This window comes from Bradyrhizobium septentrionale, from assembly GCF_011516645.4.
Lineage (GTDB): Bacteria > Pseudomonadota > Alphaproteobacteria > Rhizobiales > Xanthobacteraceae > Bradyrhizobium > Bradyrhizobium septentrionale.
The window spans coordinates 3,614,864-3,630,228 of sequence record NZ_CP088285.1 but is presented as its reverse complement, the minus strand read 5'-3'; the positions used below and the strand labels follow the sequence as shown (position 1 = coordinate 3,630,228).

The 15,365-nt window shown below is 65.1% G+C and carries 15 protein-coding genes; 3 read left to right on the top strand and 12 right to left on the bottom strand.

Features of this window, described 5'->3' with window-relative positions; genetic code table 11:
* Positions 1 to 13 precede the first annotated feature (13 nt).
* Positions 14 to 682, bottom strand: coding sequence for a Crp/Fnr family transcriptional regulator (locus HAP48_RS18860; protein WP_166211491.1), 669 nt, complete (start codon positions 680 to 682; stop codon positions 14 to 16).
* Between the two features lie 325 nt (positions 683 to 1,007).
* Between HAP48_RS18860 and HAP48_RS18855 the strand changes: the two genes are divergently transcribed.
* Together HAP48_RS18855 and HAP48_RS18850 are read left to right on the top strand one after the other, a co-directional pair.
* Complete coding sequence (locus HAP48_RS18855) at positions 1,008 to 2,120, top strand: cyclic nucleotide-gated ion channel (protein ID WP_166211495.1); 1,113 nt, start codon at positions 1,008 to 1,010, stop codon at positions 2,118 to 2,120.
* Positions 2,121 to 2,131: 11 nt separating this feature from the next.
* Positions 2,132 to 2,917, top strand: coding sequence for an enoyl-CoA hydratase/isomerase family protein (locus tag HAP48_RS18850; RefSeq protein ID WP_166211498.1), 786 nt, complete (start codon positions 2,132 to 2,134; stop codon positions 2,915 to 2,917).
* A gap of 341 nt (positions 2,918 to 3,258) precedes the next feature.
* On the opposite strand, the gene HAP48_RS18845 is transcribed toward HAP48_RS18850, so the two are convergent.
* Positions 3,259 to 3,735 (bottom strand): DUF6157 family protein, encoded by a 477-nt coding sequence (locus tag HAP48_RS18845; RefSeq protein ID WP_166211501.1) that lies wholly within the window; start codon positions 3,733 to 3,735, stop codon positions 3,259 to 3,261.
* Between the two features lie 13 nt (positions 3,736 to 3,748).
* On the bottom strand, positions 3,749 to 4,405 hold the full coding sequence (locus HAP48_RS18840) for a glutathione S-transferase family protein (RefSeq protein WP_166211504.1): 657 nt from the start codon (positions 4,403 to 4,405) through the stop codon (positions 3,749 to 3,751).
* 85 nt (positions 4,406 to 4,490) lie between these two features.
* Here HAP48_RS18840 and HAP48_RS18835 point away from each other — a divergent pair, with 85 nt between their 5' ends.
* Entirely contained in the window at positions 4,491 to 5,486 is a 996-nt protein-coding gene (locus HAP48_RS18835; protein ID WP_166211507.1) for a helix-turn-helix transcriptional regulator, read from the top strand.
* A 98-nt stretch (positions 5,487 to 5,584) separates the two neighbouring features.
* Here the strand turns inward: HAP48_RS18835 and HAP48_RS18830 are convergent, their stop codons facing one another.
* The 9 genes from HAP48_RS18830 to HAP48_RS18790 all read right to left on the bottom strand — a co-directional run bounded on the left by HAP48_RS18830 (position 5,585) and on the right by HAP48_RS18790 (position 15,336).
* On the bottom strand, positions 5,585 to 5,995 hold the full coding sequence (locus tag HAP48_RS18830; protein ID WP_166211510.1) for a hypothetical protein: 411 nt from the start codon (positions 5,993 to 5,995) through the stop codon (positions 5,585 to 5,587).
* A 104-nt stretch (positions 5,996 to 6,099) separates the two neighbouring features.
* Complete coding sequence (locus HAP48_RS18825; RefSeq protein ID WP_166211513.1) at positions 6,100 to 6,798, bottom strand: nitroreductase; 699 nt, start codon at positions 6,796 to 6,798, stop codon at positions 6,100 to 6,102.
* 134 nt (positions 6,799 to 6,932) lie between these two features.
* Positions 6,933 to 8,177, bottom strand: a complete 1,245-nt coding sequence (locus HAP48_RS18820; RefSeq protein WP_166211516.1) for an acyl-CoA dehydrogenase — start codon at positions 8,175 to 8,177, stop codon at positions 6,933 to 6,935.
* 135 nt (positions 8,178 to 8,312) lie between these two features.
* Complete coding sequence (locus tag HAP48_RS18815; protein WP_166211519.1) at positions 8,313 to 9,560, bottom strand: acyl-CoA dehydrogenase; 1,248 nt, start codon at positions 9,558 to 9,560, stop codon at positions 8,313 to 8,315.
* 142 nt (positions 9,561 to 9,702) lie between these two features.
* The gene (locus tag HAP48_RS18810) at positions 9,703 to 10,830 is read right to left on the bottom strand and encodes an acyl-CoA dehydrogenase family protein (RefSeq protein WP_166211522.1); all 1,128 of its coding nucleotides are present in this window, start codon (positions 10,828 to 10,830) and stop codon (positions 9,703 to 9,705) included.
* Positions 10,831 to 10,990: 160 nt separating this feature from the next.
* Positions 10,991 to 12,856 (bottom strand): AMP-binding protein, encoded by a 1,866-nt coding sequence (locus HAP48_RS18805; protein WP_166211525.1) that lies wholly within the window; start codon positions 12,854 to 12,856, stop codon positions 10,991 to 10,993.
* A gap of 41 nt (positions 12,857 to 12,897) precedes the next feature.
* On the bottom strand, positions 12,898 to 13,704 hold the full coding sequence (locus tag HAP48_RS18800) for an enoyl-CoA hydratase/isomerase family protein (protein WP_166211528.1): 807 nt from the start codon (positions 13,702 to 13,704) through the stop codon (positions 12,898 to 12,900).
* A 162-nt stretch (positions 13,705 to 13,866) separates the two neighbouring features.
* A complete protein-coding gene (locus tag HAP48_RS18795) occupies positions 13,867 to 14,625 on the bottom strand; it encodes an SDR family NAD(P)-dependent oxidoreductase (protein ID WP_166211531.1) in 759 nt (252 codons plus the stop codon).
* A 45-nt stretch (positions 14,626 to 14,670) separates the two neighbouring features.
* On the bottom strand, positions 14,671 to 15,336 hold the full coding sequence (locus HAP48_RS18790; RefSeq protein WP_166211534.1) for a TetR family transcriptional regulator: 666 nt from the start codon (positions 15,334 to 15,336) through the stop codon (positions 14,671 to 14,673).
* Between the last annotated feature and the right edge of the window lie 29 nt (positions 15,337 to 15,365).

The window sequence follows — 15,365 nt, the reverse complement described above, 5'->3', positions numbered from 1 at the left end:
GGTCACGGCGGGCTCATGCAGGTTTTGGCTCCGCAACCTGCGGCGCGGTGTGTTGCGCGAGCCGCTGCTCGAGCGTCGAGATATTCTGGAACAGGCGGGCGCTGAACAGCCGCAGGAGGTAGAAGCCGAACGCCGGGTTCTGGACGTAAAGCTGCTCGACCTGGTCATAGGTCACCGACAGCACCATGCCGCCTTCGACGCATTCCAGCGTCTGGGTCCGTGTGTTCGAGGGCGACAGCATGCCGAACTCGCCGACGATGGCGCCGACCGGCAGCTCGATGCCCGATTCGACCAGGCGGAAGCGGCCGCTGACGATGTAGAACATGCTGTCGGCCTTCTCGTCCTTGTAGAACAGGACTTCGCCCGCCGTGCATTTGCGCTCCGTCGTGAACGGCTTCAGCCACTCCATCGACAGATCGCTGTTGACCGATTTCTTCACGTTGCGGACCAGCTGCAGCATCTGGTGCAGGCGGTAGGTGTTCACCGGCAGCAGCACGGAATGCAGGATCAGCACGGCGTAATTGTGGGTCGGGATCGCGGTCGCGATCAGGATGATGTTGGTCAGGATGGCGAACACGCGCAACGGGATCATGGTCCGCATCGACAGCGTGGCGACCACGAAGATCGATGCGAATAGACTGCCGGCGGCGCCGGCGTGTTCCGCGAGGTGTGAGGTGTCCATCGGAAACCAACCAATGCTCAAGAAGTGAATAGATCGTCTTGTTAGTCGCTTCATTCCGGCCGGGGTCGCATCGCCCGCCGGCATCCCTGATATACGGTGAAAAAACGACGATTTGTCCGATTTCTCACATTCGCGGGCGCAAAATCGGGGCAAGATGGTTAGGCCTTTTGGGCCATTCGTCCAACGAACGGGCGTCCTGCTGACTTGATGCCGCGAATGGCCCGCGCGTTGACGGCCTCACGGAGGAGGGGCACGTTGTGATGCAGGCTCCGCCGCTCGCGGGCCCCTGATTCCAGCAGTTCATCGACAGGCAACCTCCGTTCTGATGTCCAAGCGGCTCGTCCTTCCGGCTTTGACCGCCTTCGTTTCGGCCACCGCCGGCCGCAACATGACCACGGCAGCCTATGTCGCGGTCGCGACCGGCGTCGCCATGATGACGCTGCTGACGGTGCAGCCGGCCTATGATACGGCCCCGCACTGGATCAATGCGCTGCTCTCGGCCTGCCTTGCCTATTTCGTGTTCGAATGGGTGGTGCGGCTGCGCCATATGCGACGGCAGGGCAAGCTGTGGTTCTATGCGCTGTCCAGCGCAGGCGTGGTCGATGCGATCGGCGCGCTGGCGGTGCCGCTCGCTTTGCTTTCCGGCCTCGATCCGAAGACGGCATGGCTGCTCGGCGTGCTCTGGGTGCTCAAGGTGGTGCCGGGCATTCCGGGCCTGCGTCAGCTCCGGCGCGTGCTGGTGGTGGAGTCCGGCCCGCTGCTCAGCGTGCTCGTGATCTTCCTGATGGTGGTGTTCCTGGCCTCGGTCGCGGAATATTTCCTGGAGCGGGACGTCCAGCCGCAGACCTTCGGCAGCGTGCCGGCGGCACTGTGGTGGGCGGTGGTGACGCTGACCACGACAGGCTATGGCGACGTGGTCCCGATCACCCCGCTCGGCCGCGTGGTCGCCGCGATGGTGATGATCTCGGGCCTCGGCGTGTTCGGGCTGTGGACCGGCATCCTGGCGACCGGCTTTGCCGCGGAAACGCGGCGCGACAATTTTCTGAAGACCTGGGAGACCGTCAGCAAGGTGCCGTTCTTCGCCCATCTCGGCCCGGCCGCAATCGCCGACGTCACCCAGGTGCTGCGGACCATGGACCTGCCGCCGCGCACCATGATCATCCGCAAGGACACCAATGGCGACTGCATGTATTTCGTCGCCGCCGGCGAGGTCGAGGTCGACCTGCCCGGGCGCAAGGTCAAGCTCGGCGAAGGCGCGTTCTTCGGCGAGATGGCGCTGCTCGGCAACGCCAAGCGCGGCGCCAGCGTCTCGACCAGCAAGGTGACGCGGCTGTTGGTGCTTGACCTGGTCGATTTCCGCCTGTTGATGGCAAGGCATCCCGATCTCGCCGAGACCATCGACGCCGAGGCGAAGCGGCGCGAACGTGAGAACCAATAATGGAGACCAAGATGGCTGACGCGGCCGACACCGCCAGCGGACCCGTGCTCGAGATTGCGGGAGCGCGCGCCACCATCCGCCTCAACCGGCCGAAGCATCTCAACCGCCTGCAGGCCGAGGACCTCGGCGAGCTCTTGAAGCTGTTCGACCGGATCGAGGCCGATCCCGCGGTTCGCGTGCTGGTGTTGACCGGGACCGGCCGCGCGTTCTCCGCCGGCTACGACCTCAACTCGGTGGCCGAGCGCGCGGTGAGCGCCAGCGAGCAGCAGAGTGCGGGCTCGGCGTTCGAGGTCATGGTCAACCGTCTGGAGGATCTCAGCGTACCGACGATCTGCCGGCTCAATGGCGGCGTCTATGGCGGCTCGACCGACCTTGCGCTCGCCTGCGACTTCCGCATCGGCGTCGATACCGCGGAGATGTTCATGCCGGCGGCGCGGCTCGGGCTGCACTACTACACCAGCGGCATCAAGCGCTACGCCACACGGCTTGGCGTCGACAATGCCAAAATGCTGTTCCTGACCGCGCAGAAGATTACCGCGCCCGAGATGCTGCGGATCGGCTACCTCACCGCGATGGCGCCGATCGACCTGCTCGACGAGGAGGTCGACAAGCTTGCGACGATTTTGGCCGGCAACGCGCCCAAGGCAATGGCCGGCATGAAGCGCGCGGTCAACGAATTCGCCCGCGGCGAGCTCGATGCAGCCGCCGCCGACGCCCGCCACCGCGACAGCATGCGCGGCGACGAGATCAAGGAAGGCATCAAGGCATTCGCCGAGAAGCGGGCGCCGCGGTTTTAACGCAGCGCTTCACACCACCGCACCGTCACCCTGAGAGGATGTGAGGCTTTGTCCTCATCTTCTGTTGTCGTCGCCCGGCTCGACCGGGCGACCCGGTACGCCGCGGCCTATCGGCTCAAGCACGACCGTCTCTGGAATACTGGATCACCCGCATGCGCGGGTGATGACACTGAGCAAGCTGAGTAAGCCAATTCCGTCATCCTGAGGAGCGCGCATCGCGCGCGTCTCGAAGGGTGACGGCCCGACTGTGGCCGTGCATCCTTCGAGGCTCGCAAGAGCTCGCACCTCAGGATGACGGGTCTAATGGTGTACCAGTCGTTGCGAACTCTCGCTGAGTCCCCTTACGCCCGCTTCGACCGCATCGCACGAACTTGTGCGATCTCCGGATCGCCCGCGAGCGCCTGGTAGCGCTTGCTGTCGACGGCGTAGATCGCGATACGGCCATCGGCGTCGGCGTGGACGCCCCAGCCGAAGCGTTTGCCGAGCGGCGAGGCGCGCATGCAGGCTTGGCCTCTGGAGAAGAACGCCTCGCGGGCGAGGCTGCGCTCCGTTTTCGCGGCCTTGTTGTTCGCAGCTTTGGCATCGAGCGCGCGGCCGGCCGCCGACGTGGCGAACACCACGTCGTCGGACGTGTATGTGTATGGCGCGCCTGATATCATCCGGTATTGCAGCACAGCGACGGTCGGCTGGCCGCCGCGCGGCTGCGGCTCCTCACCGTTCCGCGCCGGACAATCCTCCGCCACGCGGATGAAGGTGTTGAAGCAGTTGGTGCTGTACAGCATCTTTTGCAGTGTCTTGTTTTGCAGTGTCTTGGCCATCGCAACGCTCGTATCACACGCCGGCGGCCACAGCATGCTGCGCCGCCATCTCGTCGTCGGCTTCCGATATCCGTACAAACGCCGGGCGCGCGGTGATGCGTTCGGCATAGCGGACGAACACGTCCCGTTTCGGCACGATGCCGAACATCATGGTCCAGCTGAACGCCATGCCCCAGAGGATGTCGGCCGCCGTGATCTCTTCGCCGAGCAGATAGGGTCCTTTCGCGAGCTGCGCCTCCAGTGCACCCAGCATGGTGTCGTAATCAGCGTAGGGCGACTGGGTGATCGGCGCCGGCTCGCGCTTCATGAAATGGTCGATCACGGCCGGCTCGAACGAGGCGCCGTAATAGGCGATCCAGCGCAGATACGGGCCGCGGCGCGGGTCGTTCAGCGCGGGCGTCAGGCCGGCCTGCGGAAACAGATCGGCGAGATAGATGAAGATCGCGACCTGCTCGGTGACCAGCGCGCCGCCATGGCGGATCGCCGGCACCTTGCCGAGCGGATTGATCGCGAGATAGGCATCCTTGCGCTGCTCGCCCGCCTTCATGTTGAGGACATGCAAATCATAGGGCGCACCGAGCTCCTCCAGCAGCACGCGCGTGCCGGTGGCGCGGCTTTGCGGCGAGTAATACAGCGTGACGCGGTCGGTGGTGGTTGTCGCGGTGGTCATCGGCAGGTCTCCTTGCGCCGCCGGGCGGCATGGCCTCCTTATGTCCGCCTATACCTGACATCTTGTGTCAGGTATGATCTGCGACATGCGCGCGAGCCGGCTGTTTTCCATCCTCACCACCCTGCAGGCGCGGGGACAGGTCACCGCGCCCGAACTCGCCGAGGCCTGCGAGGTCTCGGTGCGCACGATCTATCGCGACATCGATGCGCTCTCCGCCGCGGGGGTGCCCGTCTATGCCGACCGTGGCGCCGAGGGCGGCTATCGCCTGCTCGACGGCTATCGCGTGCGGCTGAACGGGCTGTCGCAGGGCGAGGCCGAGGCGCTGTTCATGGCCGGCCTCCCCGGCCCCGCCGCCGCACTCGGCCTCGACGCCGCGATGGTCGCGGCGCAGACCAAGCTGATGGCGGCGCTGCCGGAAAATCTGCGGCCCAACGCGCGGGGCATGCAGCAGCGCTTCCATCTCGACGCGCCCGGCTGGTTCGGCGAGACCGAGGAGCCGCAACATCTGCGCGCCATTGCAGGCGCCGTGCTGCGCGAAAACCTGATCGAGATCCGCTACCAGAGCTGGAAGGCGGAGAAGCGGCGGCGCGTGGCACCGCTCGGCCTCGTGCTGAAGGGCGGCAGCTGGTATCTCGCCGGCCTCGTCGACGGCAATGTGCGCACCTACCGGGTGGCGCGCGTGCTGGATTGTGTGACGCTCGAGACGTCGTTCGCGCGGCCGGCGGATTTCGACCTCGCCGCCTATTGGCGGGCCTCGATCGAACGGCTCGAGGCCGAGCTGCATCCGAACCAGGCCACGGTGCGGCTGTCGCCGTTCGGGCTGAAACTGTTCGATGCGCTGGCGCACCCTTACGTGAAGGCGCGGATGCGGCTTGCGGAAGGCAGCGATGCCGACGGCTGGCGGGTCGCCACCATGCCGGTCGGCAAGACGGTGTGGCATGCGGCGACCGAGTTGCTGCGGCTCGGCGCAGAGGTCGAGGTGATCGCGCCCGCGGAGTTGCGCGACAAGATGGCCGAGCTCACGGGCGCGATGGCCGCGCGCTATGCCGAGGCGCCGGCGCGCCGCGCGGCCCGGCGCTAGAGCATTTTCGCTTCTGATTGCATCAGAACCGAAGCTCTAGCTTTTTGTTTTGACGCGTTTTCTTCACGCGAACTGGCGTCCACTTCGCTTGAAAACGCTTAGTACCGGCTGTCGGAGCTGATCACGAAGCGGTCGAGAAAATTGACCGGCAGGATATCGAAACGATCCAGCGTCAGCGTAATCCCGGTCACGAAGTCGATGCCCTTGATCGTGCCATAGAGGTCGATGCGCCGGCCGCGGCGCAGGCCGCGCGTTTCAGGATGTTGTTCGATATCGATATGGGCATAGATCGGATTGTCGAGCCGCGATTGGCGGTGCCAGCCGCGCTGCAGGAAGCTGAATTGCAGCACCGAGCCCGCGCCCCAGTCGATCGCGTCGAAGAAGCGGGTTTCCCAGGCGACCGGCTGACCCAGATAATGCGCAGCGATGAACGCGTCGCGTTCGAGCGCGGGGAGACGGTGCAGCTGCCTGTTGATCCTGCCCGCGGTGAGCGAGGCGTCGTTCGCCATTGTTCTTGTCGTCGCTTTTTTTCTTGTCGTTTCTTGTTTGGTCGCTTCAGTCGCTTTTGTCTTTGTCTTCGGCTTTATCTCGGGCGGGATCCGCCTTCAGGGAATTATACGTCCACGAATGTGACAGTATCTGCCACGGTCGCACGCGAAGTGCGGTAGCTGTTCACCTTGTGTGCATGATCGGCATAGCCGAACGAGATGCCGCAGACAACCCGGCGGTCGTCGGCCAGGCCAAAATGGCGGCGGATCAGGCCGGAATGGCGGGCGATCGCGGCCTGCGGGATGGTGCCGAGGCCGAGCGCCTGCGCCGCCAGCATGAAGTTCGAGACATAGCCGCCGCAATCGATCGCGCCGTAGATGCCGAGGGGCTCGTTGGTGTGGATCACGGCAATGTGCGGGGCGCCGAAGAAATTGTAGTTCTCCAGCGCCTGTTTTGCGTACGCCGCCTTGTCGCCCCTGGCGATGCCGAGCGTGTTGTAGAGCTGAAAGCCGCTTTCGCGGCGGCGCTCGAGATAGACCCCCACATATTCGCGCGGCGGCGTAAAGTCGTAATCCTCGCCGAGGCCGCGCGACGCCTCGGCATAGATCGCCTTGCGGAACCGTTCCTTGGCCTCGCCGGACACGATCAGGACCTGCCAGGGCTGGCTGTTGCACCACGATGCCGTGCGCTGCGCGGTCGCGAGGATGTGCGCGATGGTGTCGCGCGGCACCTCGCGCGGCTGGAACGCGCGCACCGAGTAGCGCTCGTTGAGCAGCTCCTCGAGCGCGCCGATGCAATTGGTTTCCTTCACGACCGCGTCCATCAGTGCTCACTTTCTTGCCCCGGACGCGGTGCGGCACGCAGTGCCGCGCCGCAGAGCCGGGGCCTATGCAAGGTTAGGTCCCGGCTCTGCGACGCGGCACTGCGTGCCGCATCGCGTCCGGGACACGAGAATCTTCAACGCCCCTTGGTGGGGATCTTGTTGTAGGGCACGTCCTTGTCGACCCGAATGTCGCCCGGCAGGCCGAGCACGCGCTCGGCGATGATGTTGCGCAGGATCTCGTCGGTACCGCCGGCGATGCGCATCGAGGGCGACGACAGCAGCATCTGCTGGAACTGGCCGTTGGCCTGCTCCTCATCGGTGCCGGTGAGGCTGCCGGCCGTGCCCTCGAGGTCCATCGCGTAGGTCGCGATGTCCTGCAGCATCAGGCCCGACACAAGCTTGCCGATGGAATTTTCCGGACCGGGACGCTCGCCCTTCGACAGCGCCGAGATCGCGCGGTAGCTGGTGTATTTCAGCCCGCTCGCCTTCACCGCCCAGTTCGCAAGCTTGGAGCGCACCGCCGGATCGTCGATTGCAAGCCCGTCCTCCAGCATCAAATTGGAGCAGAACTCGAACATCTCGGGCACACCGGTCGCGAGTCGCGAACCGATCGACATGCGCTCGTTCATCAGCGTGGTCAGCGACACGCTCCAGCCCTCGCCGACCGCGCCGAGGCGCTGGCTGTCCGGGATCACGACGTCGGTGAAATAGACCTCGTTGAACTCCTGCATGCCGTTGGCCTGCTTGATCGGCCTGACCTCGACGCCGGGGCTCTTCATGTCGAGGAAGAACATGGTGAGGCCCTTGTGCTTGGGCACATTCGGATCGGTGCGCGCGATCAAGAGGCCATAGTCGGAATAATGCGCGCCGGAGGTCCAGATCTTCTGGCCGTTGACGACCCAGTTGTCGCCCTTCTTCTCGGCGCGGGTGCGCAACCCCGCGACATCGGATCCGGCCGACGGCTCGGAGAACAACTGGCACCAGATCTCTTCGCCCGACGCAAGCTTCGGCAGATAGCGGCGCTTGGCGTCTTCAGAGCCCCAGGCCATCACGGTTGGGCCGCACATGCCCTCGCCGATCTGGAACGGCTGGGTCAATTTGCCGTAGACGCCTTCCTCCTGCTGCCAGATCACGCGCTCGATCGGGGTCGCGCCGCGGCCGCCATATTCCTTCGGCCAGTGCAGGCAGGCCCAGCCGCCCTCCGCCTTCTTCTTCTGCCAGGCCTTGCCGACCTCGACCATGTCGTGCCTGGCGAGCTTGATGCGGCCGAGCGACGACTTTGACAGCTCCTCCTCGAACTCCTTCGGCGCGTTGGCGGCGACCCAGCTGCGGGCGACGGCCCGGAATTCGGCTTCCTGCGGCGTGTCATCGAAATTCATCTCGCATTCTCCTGTCTCGTGCCCCGGACGCGGCGCAGCGCGAAGCGGTGCGCTGCTGAGCCTGGGCCTATTGTGGCCTTGTGGGTCCCGGTTCTGCGAAGCAGCGCTTCACGCTGCATCGCGCCCGGGACACGATCAATTCCTTCCCTTGGTCGGGATCTTGTTGAAGGGAACGTCCTTGTCGACCCTGATGTCGCCGGGCAGGCCCAGCACGCGCTCGGCGATAATGTTGCGCATGATCTCGTCGGTGCCGCCCTCGACGCGGGTGCCCGGCGCGCGCAGCAGCATCGCCTGGAATTTGCCGGCGACCTCGGCATCCTCAATCCCGCTCAAGGCGCCCGCCGCGCCCTGCAGATCGAGCGCGTAGGCCGCGACGTCCTGGATCATCGATCCCGCGACCAGCTTGCCGATCGAATTCTCCGGTCCCGGCCGCTCGCCCTTCGACAGCGCCGAGATCGCGCGCATGCTGGTGTATTTCAGCCCGCTCGCCTTCACCGCCCAGTTCGCCAGTTTCGAACGCACTGCGCGGTTCTCGATCGCCGGGCCGTCCTCCAGCATCAGGCTGTTGCAGAAGTCGAACAGTTCGGGGAAGCCGGTCGAAACGCCGGCGCCGATCGACATGCGCTCGTTCATCAGCGTGGTGAGCGACACGTTCCAGCCGTCATTGACAGTGCCGAGCCGCTGCGAATCCGGAATGCGCACGTCGGTGAAATAGACCTCGTTGAAATCCGAGGCGCCGCTCGCCTGCTTGATCGGCCTGACCTCGACGCCCGGGCTCTTCATGTCCAGGAAGAACATGGTGAGGCCCTTGTGCTTCGGCACATCAGGATCGGTGCGCGTCAAGAGGATGCCGTAGTCGGAATAGTGCGCGCCCGAGGTCCAGATCTTCTGGCCGTTGATCACCCACTCGTCGCCATGCTTCTCGGCGCGGGTCCGCAGGCCCGCGACGTCGGAGCCGCCGGCCGGCTCGGAGAACAGCTGGCACCAGATCTTCTCGCCGGACGCCAGCGGCGGCAGGTAGCTGCGCTTCTGCTCCTCGCCGGCGAACGCCATCATGGTCGGGCCGCACATGCCATGACCGATGATGAACATTGAGCTGAGGCGGCCGAACGGGCCCTCCTCCTGCTGCCAGATCACGCGCTCGATCGGCGACGAGCCGCGGCCGCCATATTCCTTCGGCCAGTGCAGGCAGGCCCAGCCGGCATCGGCCTTCTTCTTCTGCCAGGCCTTGGCGACCTCGAGGATGTTGGCGCCCTTGAGCTGAAAGCGGCCGAGTGAGGCCTTGCGCAGCTCTTCCTCATATTGCTTCGGCGCATTGGCCGCGATCCAGGCTTTCGCCTCGGCGCGGAATGCGCCCTCCTGCGGGGTGTCGTCGAAATTCATGACTCTGTCCTCTCCTGCGTTCCCCGGATGCGGCGCAGCACGGAGTGGTGCGCTGCTATTCCGGGGTCCATAGTAGCCCGATGGGTCCAGGCTCTACGGAGCAGCGTTTCACGCTGCACCGCGTCCGGGACGCGAGTACCCCTCACGCCGCGTTCTTCTTGCGCATGCGATCAATCAAGGCGTCTTCCCAATAGGACAGGCTGCCGAGGCCGAGCGCCACCGCGTTGGCGCGGCGGTAGTACATGTGGCAGTCGAACTCCCAGGTGAAGCCCATGCCGCCGTGGACCTGGATGTTGTTCTTGGCGCAGTGCTGGAACGCCTGCGTCGCGCTGATGCGCGCGGCGGCGGCGGCTTCCGGCAATTCGCCGGCATTGGTCGAGAGCGCCCAGGCGCCGTAATAGCAATTCGACCGCGCCAGCGTCGCCGAGACATACATGTCGGCCAGCATGTGCTTGACCGCCTGGAACGAGCCGATCGGACGGCCGAAGGCGATGCGGTCGAGCGCGTAGTCGCGGCCCATCTCCAGCGCGCGGTCGGCGCCGCCGACCTGCTCGAACGCCATCAACACGGCCGCGCGATCCAGCACCTGGGTGATCACGCTCCAGCCCTCGCCGGTGGTACCGAGCGGCTCGGCCTTGGCGTCCTTGAAGGTGATCTCCGCCTGACCGCGGGTCAGGTCGATATTGGTCAGCGACTTGACCTCGACGCCACCGGCCTTGAGGTCGACGATGAACAAAGAGAAATCGGATTCACGTCCGCTCGAACCGGTGCGCGCGGCGACCACGGCGAAATCGGCGATCGCACCATCGGCGACCGGCTTCTTGACGCCGTTGAGCACGCCGCCATTGGCGGTCACCTTGACCGCCTTCGGCGACGGATTGCCGTGACCCTCGAATAGCGCGAGCGTGCCGATCGCATCGCCGGAGGCGATCTTCGGCAGCCACTTCTGCTTCTGCGCGTCACTGCCTGCGATCAGGATCGCTTCGGCGGCGAGATAGACGGTCGACGAGAACGGCACCGGCGCCAGCGCGCGGCCCATTTCCTCCGCAATCACGCAGAGCTCGAGATGGCCAGCACCCGCGCCGCCGAACTGCTCCGGGATCGCGACGCCGAGGAAGCCCATCTCGGCAAGGCCCTTCCACAGCGCCTTGTCGTAGGGCGCCTTGCCGTCGAGCACTTCGCGCACGGCCTTCGGCGGGCATTGTTCGCTCAAGAATTTCCGCGCCTCATCGCGCATCTGCTTCTGTTCGTCGGAGAAATCGAAATTCATGGCGCTTACCTTTTTCTCGCTGTCACTTGTTCTTCGTCATTCCGGGGCGCGACGAAGTCGCGAGCCCGGAATCCATCGGGCTCCGGACTCGCTGCAAAATAGATTCCGGGTTCGCGCTTCGCGCGCCCCGGAATGACGAGTGGAGAGAGCATCGGCGTCATCACAGCACGATCACGTCGTCGCCGGGCTTGTCGGCATAGAGCCTCTCGACCAGTGCGGCGCGGCGCTCGAGGCCGGCGCGCTGGTTGATGTAGCCCTTGTCGGTGAGCTCGTTACCGTCGATCGATGGAGGCTCGACCATCAGCATCGCGCGCGCGATCCGCATGCTGCTGCCGGTGGTCGACGCGTTGTGGGCCTGCAGGCCTTTCCTGAGGCAAGCGACAACGTCGGGGTGCCGGATCACGTCGTCGTAAGTCGCCTCGGCATTGCCGACGAGCTGACGGCAGGCGTGCAGGTTCGGCCAGCACAACAGGCCGATGAACGCACGATCCTGCCCCGCAACCAGCGCGTCATGCACCACCGGCGTCGCGGCTGATATCGCATCGGTGCGCAGCGAGCCGACATGGACGAAGGTGCCGGTGGTCAGCTTGAAGTCCTCGACCACGCGGCCGGCGAAGATGATGCCTTGCAGCGGGTCCTCTGGATCGACGAACACACCGGCATCGCCGATGCAGTAGAAGCCTTCCTCGTCGAACATCTTGGCGGTGAGGTCAGGCTGGCCGAAATAGCCCGGCGTGACGTTGACGCCGCGCAGCCGCAATTCGTATTTCGCGCCGCACGGCACCATCTTCAGCTCGACGCCGGGGAACGGCAGGCCGATCAGGCCGACGCGCTCGGTGTCCCAATAGGTGCCGGTCGAGGTCGGCGCGGTCTCGGTCGAGCCCCAGCCGGTGTAGAACACGATGCGCTCGCCCGTGGTCTTCACCGCCAGCGCCTGCATCCGGTCATAGAGATCGTCAGGCAGCCGCGCACCGCCATACCCCATGATCGCGAGGTTCTTGAAGAAGCTCCGGCACAGCGCTTCGTCCTTCTCCATGACGGCTGCGAGCGCGGCATAACCGGCCGGCACGTTGGCGTAATAGGTCGGCGAGACCTCGCGCAGGTTCTTGATGGTTTCCTCGAGCTGACCCGGCATCGGCCGGCCGTCGTCGATATAGAGCGTGCCGCCGTCGACCAGCACCGGATTGAACGCAGCGTTGCCGCCCATGGTGTGATTCCACGGCATCCAATCGAGCACGGTCGGGATCGGCCCGGCCGTTTCACGGGGCCGCACCTGCATCATCATCGCCGCATTGGCGCACATCATCTCCTGGGTGTTGATGACGGCCTTGGGCATGCCGGTCGAGCCCGAGGTGAACAGCAGCTTGCCGACGGTTTTGGGCGTGATCTTCGCGATGGACTCACCGACCGCGGATGTCACCGGCGTTGCGGCCAGCTCGGCAAAGGCCACGCTCTTGATGCCCTCGCACGGACGCAGCACGTGAATGACGGTGATCCCTGTGAGATCGATCGCCTTCAGCGCCTTCTCGAAGGCAGGTCCATCCTGCACCATCACGGCGGCGGGCTTGATCAGGTTGAACAGATATTTGAGCTTGAGATGATCCTGGCTCATCAACGAATAGGCCGGCGACACCGGCGCGGCCGGCAGCCGTGCCTGCATCGCCGCCTGCGTCATCAGCGCATGCTCGATCGAGTTGCCTGACAGGATTGCGACGGGCCGGTCTGCGCCAATGTCGAGATCGAGCAGGCCCTGCGTCAGCGCATCGACGGTGCGTTTGGCTTCGCCATAGCAGAGCTTGCGCCACGCTCTGTCGGGACCGCCGCGCTGCGCGAGCCAGATGCGCTCCGGCGCCTGCGCCGCCCATTTGGCGAGATAGGCCGGAATGTGCGTCTCGTAGGCCTGCAGCGGAATCCGCGACTTCAGGACGATGGTGCCGTCGTCGCGCCGCTCGACCGCGATGTCACGCGCGAGCCAGTCCACCTTGCGAAAGGCGGGTTTTGTCAGCATCGCCGCGTCACCATCCATTTTGCGTCTCCCGGAATTTCTTGTCCTTTGCGGACTTTTTATCAGCGCCTGATATAGACAGGCTTTCGTTTCTCAAGGAAGGCCCTGATGCCCTCCTGAAAATCTTCCGAGCGGCTGCACAACACCTGATTGCGATCCTCCATCGCAATCACGGCCTCGATCGAGCCGGCATCGACGCTCATGTTGATGCATTCCTTGGAGAGGCGGAGACCGACCGGCGAGGCCGTCATCATCGCCTCGACATAAGGATTGGCTGCAGCATCGAGATCGGCGGCCTCGACCACCTCGGAGACAAGGCCGACGGCGAGCGCGCGGTCGGCATGGATGAAGCGCCCGGTGAGGATCAGTTCGGACGCGACGGAGACGCCGACGAGGCGCGGCAGGAAATAGCTGGTGCCGATGTCGCAGCCGCCGAGGCCGAGCTTGATGAAGGCGCAGTTCATCCGCGCGTTCTTTGCAGCGATGCGGATATCGGCGGCGAGCGCCAGCGCAAAGCCGCCGCCGGCGGCCGCGCCCTGCACCAGCGCGATGATCGGCTGCGGGCAGCGCCGCATCAGCATCACGATGTCGGCAATGCGGCGCTGCGAGTCGAGCGACTCCGTGACACCCGGTGGCTCGGTCTGCCCGCCGCGGCGCGCCATCGCGTGCTTGAGGTCGAGCCCGGCGCAAAAATTCGCACCGGCGCCCTTCAGCACCACCACGCGGGTGTCGCGGTTGCGCTGCAGGCCCTGGAAGTAGACGTTGAGCGCATCGATCATGGCGGGATCGAGCGCGTTCAGGCTCTCGGGACGATTGAGCGTGACCCAATCGACCCCGTCGTGATGTTCGATCAGCAGCGGTTGAGACACGCGTATGGTCCTCCCGACCCGTCGTCCCGGCCAAGCGAAGCGCGAGCCGGGACCCATAACCACAGGCTTTTGTTGTTTTGCGCGGCGCCTGCCAGCTCGCCCGTTACAGACGCCGCGGAGTATGGGTCCCGGCTTTCGCCGGGACGACAGCAGAATTCGCCGTTACCGCGGCGCCATGCGGATGGCGCCGTCGAGGCGGATGGTTTCGCCGTTGAGCATCGGGTTCTCGACGATGTGGACGGCGAGGTTGCCGTATTCAGAAGCATCGCCGAGGCGGGCCGGATGCGGCACCTGGGCGCCCAGGCTCTTGCGGGCTTCCTCGTTGAGGCCCATCAGCAGCGGCGTCAGGAACAGGCCGGGCGCGATGGTGTTGACGCGGATCTTCAGGCTGGCGAGGTCGCGCGCGGCCGGCAGCGTGAGGCCGACGACGCCACCCTTCGAGGCCGAATAGGCGATCTGGCCGATCTGGCCTTCATAGGCTGCGACCGACGCGGTGTTGATCGCGACGCCGCGCTCTTCGCCGATCGGGGCTTCGGTCGCCAGGCGCTCGGCGAACAGGCGCAGCACGTTGAAGGTGCCGATCAGATTGACGTTGATGATGCGGACGAACTTCGCCAGCGGATAGACGCCGTCCTTGCCAACGATGCGCTGCGAGCCGCCGATGCCGGCGCAGTTCATCAGCACGCGCGCGATGCCGTGCGCGGCCTCGGCCTTGGCGATCGCCGCCTTGATCGCCTCCTCGTCGGTGACGTCGGCATGCAGCGCGATGCCCTTCACCTCGGCGGCAACCTTCTCGGCGTTTTCCTTGTTCTGGTCGATCACGCCGATCTTGGCGTCCTTGGCCGCCATGGCGCGGGCGGTCGCGGCACCGAGGCCGGAGCCGCCGCCGGTGATGAGAACGGCAACGTCTTTCAACTGCATGGAGCAACCTTTCCTTGGGCGTTTCTTCTCTCAACTTCGAACTTGTTATCCGGCGGCGACCGCCGCCGTTTCCTTATCGGGATTGAGCACGCCGCCGAAGATCAAGGCTTCCATGTGCTTGATGTATTCGCGGCAGACCTCGTCGGTGACCGGACCGACGCCGACCGCGCGCGACATCGCGTGGCGGCCGAAGAACAGATGATCGCAGGCGCCGATCAGGCTGGTGTAGAACAACACCGGATCGATCTTGCGGAACTCGCCGGCCTTGATGCCTTCGGCGAGCAGGCGGCGATGAAAATCCAGCAGCGGCGCGACGAAGAATTTCGACACCTCGTCCGGAGCACCTGCCGAGCTTTCGTGCAGCAGATAATGGATCAACCGGTTCATATAGGGGAACTGGTGATAGGCGCGAATGATGCCGCCGATATGCAGCCGCAGCTTCGCGGACGGCGAGATCGGCTGCGCCAACAGGTATTCGAGCTGCGACATCTCGGTGGCGGCATCGCGCGCCAACAGCGCCAGCAACAGCCCGTCCTTGTTGCCGAAATGGTATTTCACCAGCGCGGCGTTGACGCCGGATTTCTGCGCGATGTCGGACAGCGACACCTCGATCGAGGCGCGCTCGATCATCAGCTCGCTGGCCGCCACCAATAGCTTGTCCGCCGTGGCGTTTTTGCCCGCGGCAAGTTTCGTCGGTACGCTGGTATTCAACTGCGCTCTGGTCCCGCTCTTGGTTCCGG